A 23483-nucleotide genomic window follows, 5' to 3' on the forward strand; every position below is an offset into this window, starting at 1 on the left:
GCTCTCTTTTTTTACTGTTATTATTTTGTCTTTTCGAGGGAAGCGCAGCGACGAGAAATCTTGTTAGGCATGCTAAGTGATGACTATGTAATGTCGCTACTGTTCATCTAACAAGTTTTCTCTTCGCGCCCCGCTCTTTTCTCCCCGCTGCTCATCGAAATGACAAAACGGATTAGAAAAGCGTTCACCTATACAATAAACGTTTTCGCCTTCGCCAGTGCATTATCTATCCCGCTAACATCGCTGCCGCCGGCTGTGGCGTAGAAGGGCTGGCCACCGCCGCCGCCTTTTACTTCTTTGGCCAATTCTTTTACAATGTTACCCGCATGCAGGCCTTTATCTTTTACCAAATTCTCCGCTATCATTACGGTGATGTTGGGTTTGCCGTTTATTTCGGCAGCCAGCACCAGGAACAGGTCGGAAACGATATCCTTTAAGTTATAGGCCAGGTTCTTCACCGCATCAGCATTAGGCAGCTCCACCCTTTGGGCGATGAAATTGATACCGTTGATATTCTCTGCCTTTTTTGCCAATTCATCTTTTAAGCCGGATGATTTCTCCAATACCGATTTCTCGATCTCTTTTTTGAGTCGATTGTTTTCCTCCAGCAGGCTTTCGATGCTTTTCCCGATATCCTTAGGGTTCTTCAGCAGTTCTTTTACCTGCTGTACCAGTTTGGTTTGCTCGTTGATGTAGTTTTCTGCCGCGATGCCGGTAATGGCCTCGATACGGCGAACACCAGCTGCTACGGCACTTTCTGATACAATTTTAAAGTAGCCGATCTGCCCGGTTGCTTTTACGTGCGTGCCACCGCAAAGCTCTTTACTGAACGATGCATCAAAGGTGATCACCCGTACAAAATCACCATACTTTTCGCCGAACAGGGCGGTTACGCCGCTGCTGATGGCTTGTTGATAAGGTACACTGCGTTCTTCCTGCAAATAGATATTCTGGCGAATCTTTTCGTTTACAATAGCTTCTATGCGTGCCAGTTCCTCTTCCGTCACTTTAGCGAAGTGCGAAAAATCGAAACGCAGGTAATCGGCATTAACTAAAGAGCCTTTTTGGTTTACGTGTGTACCCAATACCTGTTTCATGGCGGCATGCAGCAGGTGCGTGGCGCTATGGTTATTGTTTGTGCTGTTGCGTTTCTCCGGGTCAACCATGGCAGTTAAGGCATCTCCCAGCGTGGCCGGTAATTTATCGACGAAATGCACAATCAAACCGTTCTCTTTTTTAGTATCCGTAACTTCGATAATCTCCCCATTGGGAAAAACCAATTCGCCCTTATCACCTACCTGGCCGCCGCTTTCGGCATAAAAAGGTGTTCTATCTAAAACGATTTGAAATTGCTCCTTACCCTTAGTGTTAACATTACGGTATTTGACCACATGGGCAATAGTTTTGGTGTCATCGTAACCTGTAAACTCTATTATTTCCGGCTCTTCGTTTTCTTCTTGATCAGATCGAAAAACGAAAATCCAATCACCTGTGTCCACTGTTGTCGCTGCGCGGGAACGTTCTTTTTGAAGTTGAAGTGCAACGTTAAATCCTTCTGTATCTACTGTCCATCCTTTTTCTCTGGCCATCAACTCAGTTAAATCGATTGGGAAGCCATAGGTATCTGAAAGTTCGAAAGCTATCTCTCCTGTTATCTGCCTGTTTCCAATCGAATTAATATTTTGAAGTTGCTTATTGGTTAAAGGGCTGATTTTATTGTCACCATTAATTGCAGCAATATTATCGGTTCCGTCGGTTTCAACCAATTTTACGGTGTACTCATTAAATATTCTTATTCCGGCGGCCAGCGTCCGTAAAAACGCTACCTCTTCCTCCAAAATAACTTTCTGCACAAAATTCTTTTGTGAGTACAATTCGTCAAATACACCTTTAAATTGCTCTGCCAACAAAGGCACCAACTCGTTAAAGAATGGCTCTTTAAAGCCCAAAGTCTGATAACTGTAACGCACCGCACGGCGTAAGATCCTGCGGATAACATAACCTGCTTTATTGCTTGCAGGTAGTTGCCCATCGGCAATAGCAAAGCTAATGGCGCGGATATGGTCGGCCAGTACGCGCATGGCTACGGCATCGGCCCAATCAGTATCGCCGGGTTTGGCGGCGCTGTTATATGTCTTGTTCGATTTCTCCGCAATGAACTGGATCATCGGCTGGAAAACGTCGGTATCGTAGTTACTTGTTTTGCCTTGCAGCACCCGCACCAAACGCTCAAAGCCCATCCCGGTGTCCACATGTTTGTTAGGCAGCGGATGCAGCGAACCATCTTTTACGCGATTGAACTGCATGAAAACGTTGTTCCAGATCTCGATCACCTGGTCGTGATCGGCGTTAACAAGGGCTGCACCGCTTACTTCGGCACGCTCGTTATCCGGGCGACTGTCGAAGTGCACTTCCGAGCAGGGGCCGCAGGGGCCGGTTTCGCCCATTTCCCAAAAGTTATCCTTTTTGTTGCCGGGGAGGATGTGGCTTTCATCTACATATTGTTTCCACAGTTCGTAGGTTTCGGTATCTTTTTCCAGGCCTTCCTTTTCGTCGCCTTCAAAGTAGGTTACGTACAGTCGGTCCTTGTCCAGTTTGTAAACTTCGGTAAGCAGTTCCCAGCTCCAGGCAATGGCGTCTTTTTTGAAGTAGTCGCCAAAGCTCCAGTTGCCCAGCATCTCGAACATGGTATGGTGATAGGTATCAATCCCTACTTCCTCCAAATCGTTATGCTTGCCGCTTACGCGCAGGCAGCGCTGGGTATCAGTTACGCGCGGCGCTTTAGCAGGTGCTTCGCCCAAAAATATATCTTTAAACTGGTTCATCCCCGCGTTGGTGAACATGAGGGTGGGGTCGTTTTTGATTACAATAGGCGCGCTGGGCACAATAACGTGCCCCTTGGAGGCAAAAAAATCAAGAAATGCCTGGCGGATTTGGGTAGCTGTCATAATGGGGACAAAGGTAGAAATTACTCCGAATTTGTCGGAACTCGAATTTGATTATATAGCCCTTTGTTATGCTGTGCGATAGCGATGCATCTATACCCCCCATTTGCTGATGCATTATGCTTAAATGAAATCATCGTCTGCTCATTGCCGCAGGGGCTACTTCTTTTGAAGCATCAAAAGAAGCAAAAATGCTTTCAGCAGAAAGGCTTCTTTGCCGCACGGGCCTTTGCCCTGCAAAACGCACAGAACCACGGGCTGTGAAAATTTGCCCTGCGCTTCGCCGCTCTTGCCCACGCTTCAGCAAACATTCACTATGCCCCTCCCGCCCACGGCCCACCGCGTTCTGCCCCTTTTCGCCCGAAGCTCCTCTGCTGACGGTAGGGAAAACCTTTTCAAATCAAGCAATCCTTAAATCAGGCGCATCATGGTTCAGACAATTAGGTAAATTGCTAAATTCGCCCCTTTCAAATCCTTTATGAAAATACAGATCATGGGCGCGTCCTGCGCGGGCTCCACTACCCTGGGCCGCGCGCTGGCAGAACGTCTCCACATCCCTTTTTTTGATACCGACGAATACTTTTGGGTGCTTACCGACCCGCCTTATACCACCAAGCGGGAGCCGGAACTACGTAACGCAAGCATCAAAGCTGATATGGCTAAGCACAATAGCTGGGTACAGGCCGGCTCGGTAATTAAATGGGGTGCCGACTGGGAAGAAATGTTTGATGTAGTAGTGTTCCTCTACATCCCGCATGATCTGCGCATGAGGCGCCTGACAGCCCGGGAACTGGAACGCTATGGCGACATTATTTATACCAACCCTGCACGCGCACAACAGCACCGGGAGTTTGTAGCCTGGGCCGAGAAATACGACGACGTTACCTTCAGCGGGCGCAATATTAAAGCCCACGAGGATTGGCTAAGCCGGGTTGATGCAAAAGTACTGGAGATACGGGGCGATACCACGGTGGAAGAAAGAATTGAGCGGGTGATGCATTTTTTAAGTGGAATAGGCCTGCATTAGGGATGGGCGCGGATACCGGCCTGTGGCTAATGCCTGTGCAGTATGAGCAGACAGCCCGGGCCGAAGGCAATGCCCAAGTTTTATAGTTGATAACAAATGCGTAAGTTCGTTTCGGCCCGCCCTTGGGATGAGATAAAGAAGTATTATGAAGACACAAAATCACTATTAAAACTTAAAAAATAACCCAAATCCGACTTTCCGAACTTGCGGACTTTCCGACTAAAAACCTACCTTTGCGTATGCCTTACAAAGAACGCGAGATCAGCAAAATGTACTATACCATGGGCGAGGTGTCGGCCATGTTTGATGTTAATCAGTCGCTGATACGGTTTTACGAGAAGGAGTTTGATGTACTGCAGCCCAAAAAGAATAAAAAGGGCAACCGTTACTTTACACCGGAGGACCTGGAGAACTTTAAGATCATTTTTAACCTCATCCGCGATAAGGGCTATACCCTGCAAGGCGCTAAGGACTACCTGAAAAGCAACATTGGCGATAGTCGCGACAACCAGCGCGTGATAGATTCGCTGGAGAACCTCAAAAAATTCCTGCTGGAAGTGCGCGACGAGATATAAAAATCTGCCGCAGATAAGCTACTTTTATTTCCTTAAACCTTATTGTTCTGTTTGATGCAGAGCCGGGAAAACCTGTATGATAGCTACGCACAAAGGCGAAATTACCATTGTAGTTTTATTACTTCCGTTTATGGCGGGCATTGGGCTGGGGCTTAATTATCCTGGCACGGGCGCAGTAGCTTTAATTATCCCTTTACTTGCGTTAAGCCTGTTATTTATCGCGTTAAATATTGGTTACGCTAAACTGGGCATTTATAAAAAAAGCTGGCTGGGCGGGTTGCTTATCGCCCCTATCCTTTTACTTGCCGGCTGGCTGGTGACCGTGCAGCATTACCAGTTAAACAATACCGACCATTTTTCTAAAACATCTGCCAAATACCTGGTGGTGCATATCAATTCCGAACCAAAGGTTAAGGGGGATATCGTGAGGTTCACCGCGGATGTGGTACAAACCATCCAAAAGGGCAAGGCAACGAGCGCCAGCGGTACCCTGCTCATCGCGATAAAAGATGAGCTGGCCACCAACTTATTCTACGGTGAAGAATTACTGATACCCGCCAGCTATTCCCCGGTTGAACCGCCGTATAACCCCGGCGAGTTTAATTACAAGCGCTACCTGGCTAATAAAAATGTATACCACCAGGTGTTTTTGTACCCAAGGCAATACCATATCATTAAAGCCGGACAGGGCAACCCGGTGATAGCCTACGCCCTGCAAACGCGCCAAAACCTGGTGAAGAAGTTAAAGGCCAATATGCAGGATACCACCGCCATCGCGGTAGCATCCACCCTAATATTGGGGTACAAGGCCGATTTGAGTAACGATGTATTGCAGGCTTACTCTAAAACAGGCACCATTCATATCCTGTCGGTTTCGGGCGGGCATGTGGCTATTATTTTTGTGTTGCTGGGTTGGGCACTGAGTTTCCGCAAGGGGCGCTCCAAAGGGAAGGTGATCAAAGTGCTTGTTATTATTGTGCTTATATGGAGTTATGCCCTCCTCACGGGTTTCTCGCCTGCGGTAAACAGGGCGGCTTTAATGATCAGTATGGTGATCTGCGGGCAGGCTTTTGTAAGGTATATCAACAGCCTCAACCTGCTGGCGTTCTCGGCCTTTGTGCTACTGCTTTACGACCCTTTTTTGCTTATGGATGTTGGTTTCCAGCTCTCCTACCTCGCCGTTGCCGGATTGATTGTTTTTCAACCGATAGTATACGAGTGGGTGGAATTTAAAAATCGCGCGGCTAATTATTTATGGACGGCCTGCTCTGTGTCCATCTCTGCGCAGGTAATCACCTTTCCGCTGAGCGCGTTTTATTTCCACCAGTTCCCGCTTTATTTTTTAATAAGCAACCTGCTCATCATTGTGCCGGCAGCCGTAATTATGTACACCGGTTTATTATTGCTTGTGCTGCCACAGATACCATACCTATCCCAATGGTTAGGTCATATTTTGGAACACAGCATCCTGCTGATGAACAAAGCGCTTGCTTATATAGAGCAGGCCCCATATGCAAGCATCAGTAAGATCTGGTTAACCCACGCGGAGCATTTGCTGCTATACATTATTATTATAGGCCTTTTCTATTTTATTTATGATAAAAAGAAGACATGGCTACTCAAAACATCGCTGATAGCCACGCTGCTTTTTTGCATCAGCATCAGTTATAAGAAATTCAACAGCGATGAAGCGCGGTCCATCACTTTTCTTAGCCTGCGTAAACATACCGGCATCGTGTTCAAGAACGGTGGTAGCGGCGTGGTACTTACCGACCTGAGCGATACCGATAAAACCTATCAGTACACCATCCAGCCGGGGCTGGATAGTATGCGCGTAATAAATTATAAGGTTATTCATTTAGCAGATAACATCCGCTTGCCCTACCTCATCAAGCAGCAAAACCTGCTGCAGTTTTTTGATAAACGGGTGTTGCTGTTAAACCAAACGGCGCCGGCACAGTCTATCCCCCGGCAATTGGATATAGATTACCTGTACATTAGCGGAAATGCTTTTATAGATACCGGTACAGTAAACGACCATACGCTGATTGTAGACGGAAGCAATTCTGATAAGTATATTGATAAACTAAAAAATATTACTGTACATTGTAAAATATTAAAGCGTAACAAATCCATCATTATCGCATCTAAACCATAATAATTTCTATATTTTATAAATAATTTGCATCTCAGTTAATTACACACTAAATTGTATTCATTAAACTAACACTATGAAGATTAAACTATTTACGGTTGCCATGGGCCTTGCCCTTACTGCAACAGCCATTAACGCGAACGCTCAAAAAGCCTACACAGAGGGTGTTGCAACCATTAGCACCAGCATGATGGGCCAGGCTACCGAGGCTAAAAGCTACTTCAGGCCAGATTCTGCCGCGTTGGCTTTCACAGCCGGCCCCGCAAGTATCAAAGTAATATCTGATGCTAAAGCCACCTTTATGGCCATTTTGGTTGATGTTTCTATCGCGTCTATCAAAAAAGCAGCTGTTTTATCTCCGGCCGAAATTGAAGAAGCCAAGGCTAAAATGCCTGTGCTAACATTTGCACCAGGTACCGAAACCAAGGTGATCAATGGCTTTAACTGCAAAAAAGTAGTTGCTACTGATACTAAAACAAGCAAAACTTACGACATCTGGATAACTAACGATATCTCTTTACCAACAACCGCTATCGCTAAGTATTACCAGGGCGCGGGTGGCGTGCCTATCCAGTACACCAGTTTCCAGGATGGCCAGTCAAGCGAGGTTACTATCAAAAGCATTGTTGAGCAAAAAGCTCCAGCAGGCACATTTGGTATCCCCGGCGATTTCGAAAGGATCACCATGGACGACCTGAAAGCCATGAGCGGCGGCGGTATGTAATCCGTTGTTATGAATAAAGAACCCCGGTAATGCGATGCGCTACCGGGGTTTTGTTTTTTATAGCCCTATGCTTTGAAATCTGGCGGCGCGAAAAAGCTGGGCCATCTTAAATCTGTATTCCCACCGGGATTGGGTTTTAAGATCTTTGCTTACGGCCATACTTGGTATTACATGGCGTTAATTACAGGTTGGCTATCTACAAATTGTTCAAAACTTATAATTTTTCCATCATTTAACTTCCACAGGTGGGCTACCCTTGCTTCAAACGGTTTGCCGGTGATTTTATAGGTGCCCGTGTAGGTGCCATAGGCCACTACTTTATCATCGCTGGCCACATAATCTTCCGGCGTAAATTTGTAATAGATCCATTCGCTACCCAAGCGGCTGAACACATTTTTGGTAATACTATCCAGGCCGATATAAGTCCCGCCGTACGGGAAGCCTTTAGCTTCAGTCCAACTGATATCTTCAGCTACGTATTTGGCAAGGTTTTTACCGTTTTCTTCCGAGGTCTTACCTTCGTAAGTGCTTCTAACAATTTCTAAATTCGTCATCTTTCTTTTGATTTAAAGAACAAGCAGGCAACGCAAGCAGCATCGCCTTGGTTTAACAGAAATTCAATTTTACCATTTCATTTCGCCTGTGTTTACTTTAGCGCCAATTTGTAAGGCAGTCTCAAAAGTAAGGGCAGGGTATTTTGCTTTTAAAGCGGCAATAAGAGCTTCCGAAGTTTTGTTTGTTTTCAAAGCTTCTTCATAGAACTGAATGTAGCTTTTTGTATGTTTTACCGCACTGAGGTCAAACGGGCTTACCGAATTGGCATGAGCCGGTACTACAATTGTTGGTTGCAGAGATTCGATTTTGTCTAATACCGCTATCCATTGTTTACGGGCCTCCGGTGTTTGCGCATCTGCCATCCAAAGGTTGAAGGTGGTTCCAAATACGCTGATGCCTCCTACCACTGCTTTAATGGAAGGTATCCAAACAAAAGTTTTAGCCGGAAATTCCTCCAAACCTACGATTTCTAATTTCTGGCCTTCCAGTTCAATAGTGTTACCTTTTAACACCTGTGGTAATATAACGTTTGAGGTGACCTTATTACCCAATTGCCCACCCCAAACATCTAATTTCTTTTGGGCCGTTACCTTAATATGTTCTACAGTTGCGGGCGAGGCGTAAGCAGTAACTTCCGGGAAGTACTTTTTAAAAACCTCCAATCCGAAGTAAAAATCGGGGTCGCCGTAAGAAACATAAATTGCCGTCAATTTTTTTCCGGAGTTCTTAATTTCCCGGGCTACTTTTTCAGCATCTGCGAGGGTAAATTGCGCGTCGATCAGAACTGCATCGTTTTTTCCGGATACAATTACCGAAGCAACACCAAAACTGGTTTCTGCTGCGTTGTAAACTTCCAGCTTGAGATTGTTTGCTTCAATAACTTTGAAGCTTTGTGCCTGTACATCCATTTTGAATAAAATTAAAGTTGTTAATAATACGGTCGAAATAATTTGCCTCATCTTTATTAAGATAAATGATGAGACAAAGATGCTCAGGTTCGATGCACAAAAAGATTGAACAAGTTCAATAAATGCGGGAGACTTTATTGGTGACCCACTATTTTTTTCCTGATCTTACTTAAGAATTCATGGCTGATACCTAAATAAGCGGCTATCTGGAGATTAGAGAGACGCTGGTATAGTTCGGGATATTTTCCGATAAAGTCCAGGTAGCGCTGGTCTGCGGTTTTACCCAAATTATCTATCATTCTTCGCTGTAAAGCAACGTGGGTTTTTTGGGTCATCACCCTGAATAGCTTTTCTATTTTCGGTAAGTTTGTATAGGCAAACTCTTTATCCTTTTTGGAGATGAGAAGCACTTCGCTATCTTCCAGCGCCTCTATAAAAAGTTGCGACGGTTTTTCATTGGTAAAACTATCAATATCCGTGATCCACCAATTTTCCATAGCGAAATAAAGTACTTGCTCTAAGCCGTTTTGGTCGACGTGATATAAGCGAAAAAGGCCTTTTGCAACAAATCCTTCGAATTTGCAAACTTCACCCTCCCTCAATAAAAACTCTTTCTTTTTAACGGTTTTGATATGAAACAAATGGCAAAACTCATCCAATTCGCCGTCGGAAAGAGCAACATGTTTGGCAATATTTTGCTTAAGAAGGTTGAGCATTTTTAATATACTTGGTTTAATCAACAACTTCTAATAAGCGGTAAATTTACAAAGTCAGAAACTTAGCATTACATACAGCAATGTAGGCAAACTTTAGGCTAAGCATGTCAAAATAATTAAACAAACCCTACCCTATCTCCACCGCCAAATTATCTACCCATTTAGCAAATAAGGCGGTTTCCATCTCTACGGCTTTTTGGGCGTGTACTTGCCAGTCGGGCGAGAATTGCTGCAGCTGGTTTATCATTTCTTCCAGGTGCCCTTCCTCTTCCAGGATGATGGATTTTACGTTCACTTTGCTGTTCACGTCATCCAGCGCGTTTTGATAAATGGGGTATAATTCATCCGCACGTACCTCTATGGCATAGGTAACCAATAAGTAAGCGGCGAAGCGCAGTTCACGGCCACTGAGGTTCATGCCGTATTTAAGGTAACGGCATACATCAATATCCAGTTGGTTGAGGTAATATTTGCTAAAAGCGGGAGCAAGCAGGTACTCGGCTGCATAGGTTGGGCACTCTATCCCTGTTTTTTCTATTTGTTTTTTGAGGTAGAAAGCATGGCGATGCTCTTCGGCAGCATGTTTCAGGATAATGTAAGTAACCGTTGTGGGGTCTTCACTGGCAGAAATTTTGCGCGCGCCGGTGTTCTCCATCAGCGATAAGGTATTGAGCCATCGAGCGTGTAAGCGGTTCTTGGCTATAATTTTAGGTAGAATAGTGTTTAGATGCATAAGTTAGATCTCATCGAGCGCCTGCCCGATGCTTTTGTAAATATAGTCCAGTTCGGTATCGCTAATGCAATACGGAGGTAAAATGTAAATAACGTTGCCAAGCGGCCGCAGAATAATGCCCTTGCCCAAAAAGTAATGGTAAAGTTTATCGCGCAAACCGTTGAAGTAAGAGGTATCGCTGCCCGTTTCCCATTCAAGGGCCAGTATAGTGCCTGTTTGGCGGGTGGTTTTAATGCGGCTATGGCCTTTTATAGTTTCAGCAAAGGCAGCGTGTTTGGTGGCTATCCTATCAATATCTTGCTGTGTGGATGGGTTCAAAAATAAATCGAGACTGGCCAGAGCCGCAGCACAGGCCACCGGGTTAGCGGTATAAGAATGCCCGTGAAAAAGCGTTTTCATCCTATCATCCGACAGGAAGGCATCATAAATTTGCTGCGTACAAGTAGTTAGGCCAAGCGCCATGGTACCGCCGGTAAGCCCTTTAGAGAAGCACATGATATCCGGCTGTACCTGCACATGATCGCAGGCGAAGTTTTTGCCGGTGCGCCCAAAGCCGGTAAAAACCTCATCGGCTATCAGCAATATACCTTCCTGCTGGCAATGTGCCATCAACTCATTCAAGTGCTCTGCCGCATACATGATCATTCCCGCTGAACCTTGTACAAGTGGTTCGAAAATGAAGCAGGATATCTCCGACTTAAGACTTGAGACTTTCGACTTAAGGCCTTCAAGATTCTCCGCGTTCGGCAAATCAATAAACTCTACTTCAAACAGCAAGCTATCAAATGCAGCCGTAAATGCACTGCGTCCACTTACCGACATAGCCCCGAAGGTATCGCCATGGTAAGCATTATTAAAGGCCAGTATTTTGGTGCGCTGCTCACCTTTGTTGTGCCAGTACTGCAGGCACATTTTTAGGGCAGCTTCTACCGCGGTAGAACCATCATCGGTATAAAATGCTTTTTTTTGATTGGATGGCAGGATGGCCAGCAAGCGCTCGGCCAGTTGCACCGCACCCTCGTGTGTAAACCCGGCAAAGATGGCATGCTCGAGTTTATGCAGTTGTTCTGATACCTTTTGCGCGATATAAGGGTGCGAATGCCCGTGGATATTCACCCACCAGGATGATATGGCATCGATGTATTTGGTACCGTCTTCGGCATACAGGCAAGCGCCTTCTCCCCTAACGATGGGTATGGGCGGCTGCGCAGTTTTCATTTGTGTATAGGGATGCCAGATAACGGCGAGGTCCCGCTCAACCAAACTCATAGTGTTTTTATTAAAAGATCTGTAACGTACTGGTCTATCGGGAAGGTGCAGGTATCGGCGGTTAAGTCCGACAATTTTACCCAGCGGAATGATTGCAGGATATCCCCGTCGCCTTCAAAATCAAATACCGCTGTTTTACAGGTAAAATTTAGCGGCGTGATATTCTTCACCAGGTAATATACGCTGATGATCTGCGAATCGTTAAAGGCGGACTTGACGAAGAAATCGGTGGTATAAAAGTGGCTGATGATCGTTACTTCGGTATTGCATTCTTCTACAAATTCGCGTTTCAGGCCATCAGTTAACCCCTCGCCGTATTCCAACCCACCGCCGGGGAATTTAGTAAAGCGCATCCCGTACTCCTGCTCGTCGCTTATTAAAACCTCGTTGTTATCGTTTATCAGCAGGCCGTAAACGCGTACGTTAAAAAAATTCTTAAGCTTCATAGTGTTTTTTATTGCGCATCACTTTCTCCATCGTCCATTCTATCTCCTCTGTCTTGGCTTCAGATCTTATCGGGCAGTTGGGCATGCTGCAATAGTGGCAGCAAAAAGGCAGGCAGGGGTCTGTATGAATAAACAGTTCTGTTTGGATACCCGCGTCGCGGTTAATTAACCACTCTACTTGCTTTACCTCTTCGTGCACCTTATTGAGGTCGAAGTAATTGGGCAACGTGAGGTGACAGTCGATATGCAATTCGTTACCATACTTCTGAGCTCGCAGATTATGGATATCGATCCACTCATAGCGACGCTTCTCTCCAAGCAGTTTAACCACATCGCTTACGATGATGAAATCCGTTTCGTCCATTAACCCGGCAACTGAGCGGCGGATCAGTTTGTATGCCGTATATAATATATAGATGCCCACCAATATGGATAACACGCTATCCAGCCACAATATTTTGGTAAAGTGGATAAGTAACAAGCCCACTACCAGCCCGGCGCTGGTAACCATATCGGTTAGCAAATGCTTACCATCGGCTTCAATAGTTATAGATGGCAGGGATTTACCTTTCCGCACCATGTAGTAACCCAGGCAGCCATTTATGGCACCGGTAATGCCTATAATAATAGCACCACGTAACAAATCGCGAATTACTTCGGGGTTGAAGATGCTGTAAACAGATTTCAGGATGATGATAACGCCGGCTATGCCAATCAGGGCCCCCTCAATAAACACCGAAAAGAACTCCACCTTGCCATGCCCGTAGGGATGGTTCTCATCGCGCGGAAGCGAGGCCAGGTAAATACTATAGAACGCGAAACTGCTTGCCACAACGTTCACAATACTCTCGGCGGCATCAGTAAGTACAAAATTGGAGTTGGTTAAAAAGTACGCGGCAAACTTCATTACCATGAGCACAGCACCGGTAATAAGCGATAATAAAACGATCCGTTTGTGTTCCTTCAAAACCCTGCTTTTTTCGAGAGGGCAAACTTAAACAAAATTTCGCCTCATCATTTTCAGAATTGTAACGATTGAGTGGGAATATGGTTTAGGGGGAATGTTGCCGGGCTAAACAGAAGCTATATAAAATAACTACTTTTAATTCTCCCGCGTTAGGGGTAGTAGCGGAAACCCCGGAATATAGCAGCGCTTCTATCAGCGGCGCGGAATGAGGAGTTGTAGCGGATAACCCGGGCCGAAGGCAACGCCATAATAATCTTTATCTATAAGTACAGCGCAGGCATGCTCTCCTCTTGCTTGCGTTGCATGCCTTCGTAATTTGGCATTAATCACCAGTCTGTTTATACAACTTACTATTTGGTGAATGGCTGATTACATATTCTCCGTTTTCATCGTAAACCATAATCACCGCCCATCCCTCTCGTGTTGTTTTGTTATAAAGCATTGAATGTAAAGAATCTAACAACGATAACTTATACGACTTTTGCTGGAGTTTAACGTTTATATAACTGTACTCACATGGGGTTGGCTCGGCAACGAAAAATACTCCAAATCTTTTATTAGCTTCCTTGATCCTTGCTTTTAGAGACGAATCAAGTTCCCCACAAAAATAACGTGGCCAAAAAACAATGCAGGCTAATAGACCTGCTCCAAGGCAGGCTATAATCTTTAGGCCGGTGCTTCGGTTTTTCATCAGCAGCAATTTAAATGAATTTCTATGAATGTTACCAGATCTAACAAATTCTAAATTGTCAAATCTAAACACAACCACCCCATCCGTAAAGTAATTTTCTATATTTGCCGCGCAATAACACAAATAATATGAGCGCATTAAGTAACAGGATAAACAACCTGTCGGAATCTCAGACCATTAAAATGGCAAAAATGGGCCGCGAACTGGCGGCTAAAGGTGTGGATGTGATCAGCCTTAGCTTTGGCGAGCCTGATTTTCATACGCCCGAGCATATTAAGGAAGCTGCTAAAACAGCTATGGATAAGAATTTTACCTATTACACCCCTGTTGCCGGTTACCCCGACCTGCGCGCGGCAGTAGTAGGCAAGCTAAAGAACGAAAACAACCTTGATTATACTGCCACCCAAATTGTGGTTTCTACCGGCGCTAAGCAGGCGCTTGCCAATGCTGTACTTTGTTTGGTAAACCCCGGCGAAGAAGTAATTATCCCTACACCATACTGGGTATCCTATTCAGAAATTGTGAAGCTTGCCGAAGGTGTTAGCGTTTTTATTGATACTACTGTTGAGCAAAACTTTAAGATCACTCCCGAGCAATTAGAAGCGGCCATTACGCCAAAAACAAAATTGTTCATGTTCTCTTCGCCATGTAACCCAACCGGCAGCGTTTACAGCAAAGCCGAACTGGAAGGCTTGGCTAAAGTTTTCGCTAAATATCCGGAGATCTACATCCTGAGCGATGAGATCTACGAACACATCAACTTTATTGGCGGGCACGAATCTATCGCCCAGTTTGAATATATTAAAGACCGTGTGATCATCGTAAACGGTTGGAGCAAGGCTTTCGCCATGACCGGCTGGAGAATTGGCTACACCGCATCTAACAGCGAAATTGCCGCCGCATGTGATAAACTGCAGGGACAGATCACCTCGGGCACCTGCTCTATCACACAAAAGGCGGGCGTTGCTGCTTACACCGGCGGGCTGGAAAGCGTTCACCAGATGCGCGAGCAGTTCCAAAAACGCCGCGATATCGTTTATAATTTATTAAAAGATATTCCGGGCATCACCGTTAACCTGCCCGAAGGAGCGTTCTACTTTTTCCCGAATGTAACGTCGTTCTTCGGTAAAAGCTTCAACGGTAAAGTGATCAACGATTCTGACGAGCTGAGCATTTTCCTGCTGGAAGAGGCACACGTTGCCACTGTAGGCGGCGATTCGTTCGGCGATAAAAAATCTATCCGCATTTCTTACGCAGCTGCCGAGGATAAACTGATTGAGGCTGTGAGAAGGATAAAAGAAGCGCTGGCAAAACTGTCTTAACCGGGATTTATACAATTTATACGATGAATGGATTTTGCAATCCTATCCTGAAAATCATTAATCGTGTAAATATGGTGGTTCGGACAACAAAAAACCCGCTTTGCCAATGGCAAAGCGGGTTTTCTTTTTAAGGGTTGTTAGTAGTGGTAGTTACAAACCAAAGCCGTAAGCTACACGTAAACCAATTGTACCGAAGCTATTGCTCTGGCCAGAAAAGTTTTCGTAACGGGCACCTAAATCCCATGACTGGTTAGCCCAGCCAATACCCGGCGAAGCGATCAGTTTGGTATTTTTACCGTAGTATTCCTTGGTTTCGAAACCAGCACCTACTTCACCACTCAAATAAACGTTTTGAGAAACGAACGCTTTTACACCTAATTTCAAAGGTACCATTTGGTAAGCAGGAACTTTAACGCTTGGGCTGCCGCTTAGTTCTTTACCAAAAAAGTTATAAAAACCAGAAGTTAAAGTTAAAGCAAGATTATCAGCCACGCCGTATTGTAAACGTGGAGTAATACCCAAACCAAAGTTTGATGCATTTTTCAAATTACCTGTTGGTAAAAGAGCTTCTGCACCTATACCAAAACGAAGAGCGTTTTTTGGGGTTGATTGTGCATTAGCATTTGTTCCTAAAAATAGAGCTGCTGCTGTAAACGCTGCCGCTACTAAAGTTGTCATTTTTTTCATCGTTGTGTTTTTTAAAACAATTATTATTGTGATACATCCCCCTTAACAAATACTTTGCCATTGTGCCAATTTTTGTATTTGTGTACACACAGCTACGGTGTAAAAGCAATATTTAAGATAAAAAACAGCAGGTGAATAATTGATAATCAATCAATTTACAGCCAAATCATATAATGAAAACACACCTACGCGCTCTCGGTCGATATGAATTTAATGTTAATAATATGTGTATGATAACGTACATAACTGTATAGTGTTATGTATACACTATACTTTTAAGGGTCAAAATTTCATCTGCTTTTCATGCCACAAATTGTTTTTGGGCATTTTAAAAACAAATAAGGCCTCTTTTCCAAGAGGCCCTATTAAAATCAAACTTCGGCGTCTAAATCAGGATCGGGTTTGTAGTTCTTCTCCAGTTCGGCCAATTTCTTTTTACCGTATGCAAACTTGGTAATGATATAAAACAACACCGGCACAATAAATATGGCCAGCGATGTTGCTGTAAGCATCCCGCCAAATACGGTGAAACCAATGGTTTTACGTGCCTCGGCGCCTGCGCCAGATGCAAACAAAAGCGGCAATACACCTAATATAAAGGCAAGCGATGTCATGATAATTGGGCGTAAACGCAGCCTAACCGCCTCCAGGGTGGCTTTTTCAAGTTCCATCCCCCTATCAACACGCTCTTTGGCAAACTCTACTATCAGGATGGCATTTTTGGCCGCCAATCCTATCAGCGTTATCAAACCTATTTGCGCGTATACGTTGTTTGTTAAGTTTTTATCGAACAATAGGAACAAAATAGCACCAAAGGCACCCAGTGGTACAGCCAACAGTACCGAGAATGGTACCGACCAGCTCTCATACAAAGCCGCCAAAAACAGGAACACAAAGCCTATAGATAAGGCAAATATGTAAATGGTTTTTGACCCGGATAATAACTCCTCGCGGCTCAGGCCCGAAAACTCGTATCCATAACCTTGTGGTAATGTTTGTGCTGCCACTTCCTGCAGGGCTTTGATAGCATCGCCGCTGCTGTAGCCGGGTTTGGTAGCACCATTTATTTCCGCAGAGCGGAAAAGGTTGTAATGCGATATTAAAGGCGCGTTCTCTATTAATTTATAGGATGTAAGCGTACTAAGCGGTACCATGCCGCCCGATGAGTTGCGCACAAAATACTGCCCAATGTTTTGGATATTGGTACGATAGTTTGTATCGGCCTGAGTTACTACCCTAAAGTTACGACCGTAAATAGTAAAATCATTCACATAGGAACTACCCATATAGGTTTGCAGCGCATTGTTCACATCAGAGATCTGTACGCCCAATTTTTTTGCTTTTTCCCTGTCGATAGTTAGTTGGTAAGCCGGCGTGTGTGCACCAAAGAACGAGAACGCACGGGCTATCTCCGGGCGTTTATTAACCGCGCTCACAAAGGTGTTCAGTACCTTTTCGAAGTTCTTGATATCGCCGCCTGCTTCTTTTTCCTGCAAAATGAACGAGAAACCACCCGTATTACCCAAGCCCGGTATCGCCGGCGGAGATATTACCACTACGTTGGCTTCTTTAAACCTGGCCAGCTTTTGGGTGATGGTTGCAATAACACCCTGCAACTGATCTTTTTTCTCTTCACGCTTTTCCCATGGCTTTAACTGCACAAATATGGTAGCGCTGTTTGATTTTGTAGCAAAGTTTACCGCGTTCAATCCGCCTAATGCCGCGTAGTGGTTAATGGCGGGTACGCTATCCAGTACATGCATCATCTCGTGTAAAACCGCTACCGTGCGTTCGGTAGACGAGCCCTCGGGCAGATCGTAAGTTACATACACGCGGCCCTCATCCTCCAGAGGAATAAAGCCGGATGGTTTATTTTTAAAGAGGAATATGGTACCAACTACAATACATATCAGTATGATGATAACAAATTTAGAATGCTTGATCCCCCTGTCTACCGAATTGCGGTAACGCCCGGTAACCCTGTCGAACCATTGGTTAAACACAAAGAAGAATTTGTTTAGCCCGGTGGATTTCTTGTCGATCTTATGCGGGCGCAATAATATGGTACAAAGCGCCGGGGTTAACGATAACGCCACAAAAGCCGATATTAATACCGATATGGCGATAGTGATGGCAAACTGCTGGTAAAGCCGCCCTACTATGCCCGGTATAAAGCCCACTGGCACAAACACCGCCGCTAATATTAGCGCGATGGCTATAACCGGGGCCGAGATATCTTTCATGGCGTGCTTGGTAGCTTCCTGCGGGGTCATGCCCTTTTCATCCATATAATGCTGTACGGCCTCTACCACCACAATGGCATCATCCACTACAATACCTATCGCCAGTACAAAACCAAACAGCGTTAAAGTATTTATGGTAAAGCCCAAGGGGATAAAGAAAATGAACGTACCCACAATAGATACGGGGATCGCCAGTACAGGGATGAGCGTTGTACGCCAGTTTTGCAGGAACAAAAACACTACAATAATTACCAGCACAAGGGCTATAACCAGTGTTTCTATTACCTCTTTAAGCGATACCTTTACTACCGTAACAGATTCAAACGGAACCACGAAATCAATATCCTTGGGGAAGGACTTTTTCAGCTCGGTCATAGTGGCAACTACGTTATCCGCAGTTTCGATGGCGTTACTGCCGGGCGCCTGGTATATCAACAGGTACGATGCGCGCTTACCATCAACAAAAGAGTTACCAGCGTAGTTAAACTTACCCAGTTCTACCCTTGCTATATCTTTAAGGTGTACTACCGAACCTGTGCCCGGCTGTGTTTTTACCACAATATTCTCAAACTCGGATATGTTGGTTAAACGGCCCTTTACCAATACGGTGTACTCAAAGGTTTGCCCCTTCATTTGCGGGGTAGCGCCTACGGTACCTGCTGCAACCTGCGCGTTTTGCTCCTGCAGGGCGGCGGTAACATCGGCGGCGGTCATATTCAGCGCGGCCAGTTTATCGGGCTTTAGCCAAATACGCATACTAAAATCATCGGCACGGGTAAACACGTCGCCCACGCCTTTGGTACGCAGTAATGCATCCTTTATAAATACGTTGGTGTAGTTATCGGTAAAGGTTACGTCGTGGCTGCCTTTTGGCGAGTACATAGCCACCAGCATCAATATACTGGGGTTACGTTTACGTACAATTAACCCAAGGCGCTGCACTTCCTGCGGAAGGGTTGGCTGCGCAATACCTACACGGTTTTGCACATCAAGCGCGGCATTATTAATATCGGTACCTACTTCAAAATTAACGGTCATGCTCATGGCGCCGTTGCCTGTGCTGTTACTTTGCAGGTAGGTCATACCCGGGGTACCGTTCACCTGTACTTCAACAGGGGTAGCAACGGTTTGTTCTACGGTTAATGCGTCGGCACCAATATAGTTGCCGGTTACCTGCACGGTTGGCGGGGTAATTTCGGGGTACTGCCCTATCGGCAAACTCATCATCGAGAGGATGCCCACTATTACGATCACCAATGATATAACAATGGCGGTTACGGGGCGTTTTATAAAAACATCTGCGATCATTCTGTATTTCTTTAGCTTAAAAAATCGGGATCTGCTCCCTTATTTGCTTTAAGTATTAGTTGGCTTTTTTAGGAGCCGCGCCTGGTGCACCTGCCGGCGGACCTAAAGTTACCTTGCCACCATCTCTTAAACGCTGGAAACCTTCGATGATCACCTTATCACCAACTTTCAAACCCTCCATCACCACAACGTTGCTTTGAATACGTGGGCCTAATTTTACTTTTTGCTGGCGTGCAATAGTATCGCGCCTGTCTTTTATGGTTTTATCTTCGGCGGTATCCTTTATAGTGGTATCTCTTGTGGTAAATACAAAGAATTCGCCCATTTGCTCGGTAATAGCTTTATACGGTATCTGCACGCGTTCGCCCGAGTTATCGTTAAGCACCTGCAACACGCAGCTCATGCCATCCTTCAGTACATCTTTTTGGTTATCAAACTGGATCCTTACCTTAATACTACCGGTTTGGTTATTAACGCCACGATCTATCGCGAACACCTTACCGTTTTTATCGTAGGTTGTACCATCCGATAATTGTAACTTAAAAGTGGTATCGGCACTGTGTTGCTGCAATTTGTAAAACCGGTTGATATCCTGCTCGTTTATCACCACATCCACCCCTATGGGGTTGCCGGTTGATATGGTGTTTAATAAGGTAGTGCCCGGCGTAACCTGCGCACCCAGTTTTACCTGCGATATACCAATGCGGCCGGTAAACGGCGCACGTATAGTAGCATAAGAAAGATCAGTAGCGGCAGATGATAAACCTGCCTGCGCTACAGCAACCTGGCTCTGCGCGGTTTCGAACGCGGCGGTGGCCTGGTCTACCGTTTGGCGGGCCACTGCATCATTCTTCAGCAGCATATTATAGCGGTCGATATCTTTTTGAGCCTTGCTTAAGTTGGCTTTAGCGCTTGTTACATTAGCCTTTGCCTGCTCGTATGCGGCTACATATTTACGGCGGTCTATCTCATATAATGGCGCGCCCTTGGTTACCACATCGCCTTCTTTAAAAAATATGCCGGTTATAAAACCGCCTACCTGGCTGCGCAGTTCTACCGAATTTAACGATACTACAATGCCCTGGTATTTATCATAATATAAAGCTTCGGATTGCTGGGCTTCTATTACGTTTACTGGCGTTGCCGGCGGTGCTGCCGCTCCTGCGCCTTTGTTACCGGTACCATTACATGCAGCAAGGAGTAAGCTGCCTGCCACAGCGATAAAGGGGATATATATGTTCTTCATATTCTTATTTATTCGGCCCTTAAAGTGCCTAAAGCACGTTGCAGGTCTATTTTGCTTGATAATAGTTGGAATAACGCGTTATAATAATTGAGTTCGGCGGTGCGCAGGTCGGCTTGTGATACAATCACATCCAGGTAGGTTTTGATACCCTCGCGGTACTGCAGATCAACAACCTTATATACATCCTTTGCAAGCGTCACGTTCTCGCTGAGGTATTGCCAGTTGGTATAATTACTTTTATAGCTGGCCAACGCCTGTGTATATTCGGTATTAATGGCGTTTCGGGTGTTCTCAATATCCAGGTCTATACGTTGCACCTGCAGGCGGGCCTTAGCCAGGTTTTGCAAACGTTTTGTACCGGTAAATATCGGGAAGGTTAAACCAAGCCCTATATAGGATGTAGGGTACCCGGTGTTATAGAGCTTGCTAAAGGTATCGTTAAAGTAAGCAAGACTGTACCCTGCCGTTGCAGATAACGACGGCAAAAAGCCCCATTTATAGTAAGATACATTCAGGTTGCGCAGATTCTTAGTGGTCTCCAGCAGGCGAAACTCAATACGGTTATTATAGTTGATGATCTCATTGGTATCGATGCCTGCTTCGGTTTGCAGGGCGGCAGAATCATAAGCAAGTATTATCCTTCTATCGGGATTATAACCCATCACCTGTTTAAGGTATGCGGTTTTACTTTTTATAGCTTCTTGTGTTTGTTTGTACGATGCTAAAGCGTTGTTTAACGATATGGTGGCCTGTTTATAATCCGTTTTATCAACCACACCAGCCTGGTAACGGGCGGTGGCATCCTTTAAACTACGGCGCAGCCTTACAATATCTTCGTTTATAATATCCAGCTGGCGTTGCGATAGCAATACATCGTAAAACGCTTTGCTTACATCCGATGCCAGGTCTATCTTGCTGCTTTCGGTGTTCTGCTTATAATATTGCCTCGAATATTTGGATGCTTTCGACGCCAGTACGACATCATTATTATATAAGGCCTGGCTGGCTGTAACACCAAGAGTTGATACATTATGCGCGATGGCAAAATTTTGCGCACCACCTGCACCCGCGGCCGCACCGGTTGGTCGCTGAAAATAATGCTGTATACTATTGGTGCTGTTGATCTGCGGCAACCAGGCAGAAAGCCCGATATTAACATCACGTTCGTTTATTTGCTCATCAATATAAGCCTGCTTTAACAGCGGTTGATTTTTTAAAGCGAAGTTGACACTTTGCTTTAAAGTAAAGCTTGCAGCAACGGTATCAGAAGATGTTTGCGCGAATAGGATTACCGGGAAAAAAAGTACTATATTAGTGATATATAAACCGCGGAGTTTTTTCATAAGGATTGTGTGCGATATTAAAAACGAAACTAAGGAAAAGGTGGCTTAGTTTTTTAAATTTTCAGTAGGGGTATGCGAAGATGATATTTTACTGAAAGAATTAAAAATGAGCAACAGGAATTTTACGCAATTCAGATAATTCTTGTACTACCGGCACTATTTTTATGTTTTTTATTACAAATTTTAAAATCTTGCCTTTGTTTAAATAAAATTTTAATTAATTTGCCTTATGATTGTAAATTGTGTTGTATTAAGATAGTGTGAAAAAATTTACATTTCTAATGCAAGAGATAAGCATATTCATGGTATTTTTACAAAAAATTTAAGAAGTGTTAATAAATGGTTAAAAAGTTACACGATAAGATTGCCCAGTTCCAGGATGCCAATATGATCCGGGCACAGGGACTGTATCCGTTTTTCAGGCCGATTGAAAGCGGCCAGGATACCGAGGTTATAATAAATAATAAGCGTGTTTTGATGTTTGGTTCTAACTCCTACCTGGGGCTTACCAACCATCCTAAAATTAAAGAAGCTTCAAAAAAGGCTATTGATAAGTATGGTTCGGGTTGCGCCGGTTCAAGGTTTTTGAACGGTACGCTTGATATCCATATCGAATTAGAGAACCGTTTGGCCGCTTATGTTGGTAAAGAAGCTGCTGTTTTGTTTAGCACCGGTTTCCAGGTTAATTTGGGGGTGCTATCCTGCATCACCGGCCGTAACGATTATTTAATATTAGACGAATACGACCATGCTTCCATCATCGATGGTACCCGTTTATCATTCTCCAAAGTAATTAAATACGCCCACAACGATATGGCCGACCTTGAGCGCAAGCTTAGGATATTGCCCGAAGAAGCGGTAAAGGTTATTGTGGTTGACGGTATCTTCAGCATGGAAGGCGATATTGTTAAATTGCCCGAAATTGTACAGCTTGCTGATAAATACGGCGTAAACATTATGGTTGATGATGCCCATAGCTTAGGCGTTATTGGCGTAAATGGTTCAGGTACCGCCTCGCATTTTGGTTTAACCAACGAGGTTGACCTTATTATGAGCACATTTAGTAAATCACTGGCTTCCCTTGGCGGTTTTATTGCTGCCGATTACGAAACCATTGATTATATCAAACACCGCGCACGCTCTTTAATGTTCAGCGCGAGTATGACACCGGGTTCGGTAGCCAGCGTAATTGCTGCTTTAGATATCATCGAATCGGAACCGGAAAGAATTCAAAAACTTTGGGATAACACCAACTATGCTGTTAAATTATTAACAGACGAAGGGTTTGACCTTGGTGCAACAGAAAGCCCAATATTACCTATCTATATACGCGACAATGATAAAACCTTTATGGTTACCAATTACCTGCAAAACGCCGGTATATTTGTAAACCCGGTTGTATCACCTGCAGTACCTTCAGATTCATCCTTACTGCGCTTCTCATTAATGGCTACTCACACATTTGAGCAAATTGATGAGGCGGTAGAAAAACTGACAGCTGCATTTAAAGAAGTAGGCGTGCCACTAAAAAAACTGGCATAACTACCATTAATAAGAAAACATAATCACCATTATAATAACTTAACGCCGATCCATTTGCCCACAGCATTTGAATCGGCATTT

19 protein-coding genes are annotated in these 23483 nt (G+C 44.7%); 6 read left to right on the plus strand and 13 right to left on the minus strand.

From position 1 onward, the window contains the following. Positions 1–188: 188 nt before the first annotated feature. Entirely contained in the window at positions 189–2948 is a 2760-nt protein-coding gene (gene alaS, locus IDJ77_RS00450) for an alanine--tRNA ligase (RefSeq protein ID WP_191186952.1), read from the minus strand. Between the two features lie 475 nt (positions 2949–3423). Between alaS and IDJ77_RS00455 the strand changes: the two genes are divergently transcribed. From IDJ77_RS00455 to IDJ77_RS00470, 4 genes are all read left to right on the plus strand, one after another. Further along, a complete protein-coding gene (locus tag IDJ77_RS00455) occupies positions 3424–3972 on the plus strand; it encodes an AAA family ATPase (protein ID WP_191186953.1) in 549 nt (182 codons plus the stop codon). Positions 3973–4211: 239 nt separating this feature from the next. Then, positions 4212–4547, plus strand: a complete 336-nt coding sequence (locus IDJ77_RS00460; protein ID WP_191186954.1) for a MerR family transcriptional regulator — start codon at positions 4212–4214, stop codon at positions 4545–4547. Between the two features lie 76 nt (positions 4548–4623). Then, entirely contained in the window at positions 4624–6705 is a 2082-nt protein-coding gene (locus tag IDJ77_RS00465) for a ComEC/Rec2 family competence protein (protein WP_191186955.1), read from the plus strand. Positions 6706–6778: 73 nt separating this feature from the next. Next, a complete protein-coding gene (locus tag IDJ77_RS00470) occupies positions 6779–7426 on the plus strand; it encodes a hypothetical protein (protein ID WP_191186956.1) in 648 nt (215 codons plus the stop codon). Positions 7427–7593: 167 nt separating this feature from the next. Here the strand turns inward: IDJ77_RS00470 and IDJ77_RS00475 are convergent, their stop codons facing one another. The 8 genes from IDJ77_RS00475 to IDJ77_RS00510 form a co-directional block, all read right to left on the minus strand. Next, entirely contained in the window at positions 7594–7980 is a 387-nt protein-coding gene (locus IDJ77_RS00475; RefSeq protein WP_191186957.1) for a nuclear transport factor 2 family protein, read from the minus strand. A 69-nt stretch (positions 7981–8049) separates the two neighbouring features. Next, positions 8050–8889, minus strand: coding sequence for an MBL fold metallo-hydrolase (locus tag IDJ77_RS00480; protein WP_224750915.1), 840 nt, complete (start codon positions 8887–8889; stop codon positions 8050–8052). Positions 8890–9023: 134 nt separating this feature from the next. Then, positions 9024–9605 (minus strand): Crp/Fnr family transcriptional regulator, encoded by a 582-nt coding sequence (locus IDJ77_RS00485; protein WP_191186959.1) that lies wholly within the window; start codon positions 9603–9605, stop codon positions 9024–9026. Between the two features lie 127 nt (positions 9606–9732). Next, complete coding sequence (locus tag IDJ77_RS00490) at positions 9733–10338, minus strand: hypothetical protein (RefSeq protein ID WP_191186960.1); 606 nt, start codon at positions 10336–10338, stop codon at positions 9733–9735. 3 nt (positions 10339–10341) lie between these two features. Continuing rightward, complete coding sequence (bioA, locus tag IDJ77_RS00495) at positions 10342–11607, minus strand: adenosylmethionine--8-amino-7-oxononanoate transaminase (RefSeq protein WP_191186961.1); 1266 nt, start codon at positions 11605–11607, stop codon at positions 10342–10344. Then, the gene (locus IDJ77_RS00500) at positions 11604–12053 is read right to left on the minus strand and encodes an NUDIX domain-containing protein (RefSeq protein WP_191186962.1); all 450 of its coding nucleotides are present in this window, start codon (positions 12051–12053) and stop codon (positions 11604–11606) included. Before IDJ77_RS00500 ends, bioA begins: the two co-directional genes overlap by 4 nt. Continuing rightward, positions 12043–13020, minus strand: a complete 978-nt coding sequence (locus IDJ77_RS00505) for a cation diffusion facilitator family transporter (protein ID WP_191186963.1) — start codon at positions 13018–13020, stop codon at positions 12043–12045. Before IDJ77_RS00505 ends, IDJ77_RS00500 begins: the two co-directional genes overlap by 11 nt. 322 nt (positions 13021–13342) lie before the next feature. Further along, a complete protein-coding gene (locus IDJ77_RS00510; RefSeq protein ID WP_191186964.1) occupies positions 13343–13711 on the minus strand; it encodes a hypothetical protein in 369 nt (122 codons plus the stop codon). 128 nt (positions 13712–13839) lie between these two features. Between IDJ77_RS00510 and IDJ77_RS00515 the strand changes: the two genes are divergently transcribed. Then, the gene (locus IDJ77_RS00515; RefSeq protein WP_191186965.1) at positions 13840–15033 is read left to right on the plus strand and encodes a pyridoxal phosphate-dependent aminotransferase; all 1194 of its coding nucleotides are present in this window, start codon (positions 13840–13842) and stop codon (positions 15031–15033) included. A gap of 150 nt (positions 15034–15183) precedes the next feature. On the opposite strand, the gene IDJ77_RS00520 is transcribed toward IDJ77_RS00515, so the two are convergent. The 4 genes from IDJ77_RS00520 to IDJ77_RS00535 form a co-directional block, all read right to left on the minus strand. Continuing rightward, positions 15184–15720: a hypothetical protein gene (locus IDJ77_RS00520; protein ID WP_191186966.1), complete on the minus strand. Its 537-nt coding sequence runs from the start codon at positions 15718–15720 to the stop codon at positions 15184–15186. A gap of 371 nt (positions 15721–16091) precedes the next feature. Beyond that, on the minus strand, positions 16092–19271 hold the full coding sequence (locus tag IDJ77_RS00525; RefSeq protein WP_191186967.1) for an efflux RND transporter permease subunit: 3180 nt from the start codon (positions 19269–19271) through the stop codon (positions 16092–16094). A 55-nt stretch (positions 19272–19326) separates the two neighbouring features. Further along, positions 19327–20517, minus strand: a complete 1191-nt coding sequence (locus IDJ77_RS00530) for an efflux RND transporter periplasmic adaptor subunit (RefSeq protein ID WP_191186968.1) — start codon at positions 20515–20517, stop codon at positions 19327–19329. An 8-nt stretch (positions 20518–20525) separates the two neighbouring features. Continuing rightward, the gene (locus IDJ77_RS00535) at positions 20526–21860 is read right to left on the minus strand and encodes a TolC family protein (RefSeq protein ID WP_191186969.1); all 1335 of its coding nucleotides are present in this window, start codon (positions 21858–21860) and stop codon (positions 20526–20528) included. A 339-nt stretch (positions 21861–22199) separates the two neighbouring features. On the opposite strand from IDJ77_RS00535, the gene spt reads away from it, so the two are divergent. Next, complete coding sequence (gene spt / locus IDJ77_RS00540) at positions 22200–23402, plus strand: serine palmitoyltransferase (RefSeq protein WP_191186970.1); 1203 nt, start codon at positions 22200–22202, stop codon at positions 23400–23402. Positions 23403–23483: the final 81 nt, after the last annotated feature.

The organism is Mucilaginibacter pankratovii, from assembly GCF_014773265.1.
In the GTDB taxonomy this organism is placed as follows: Bacteria; Bacteroidota; Bacteroidia; order Sphingobacteriales; family Sphingobacteriaceae; genus Mucilaginibacter; species Mucilaginibacter pankratovii.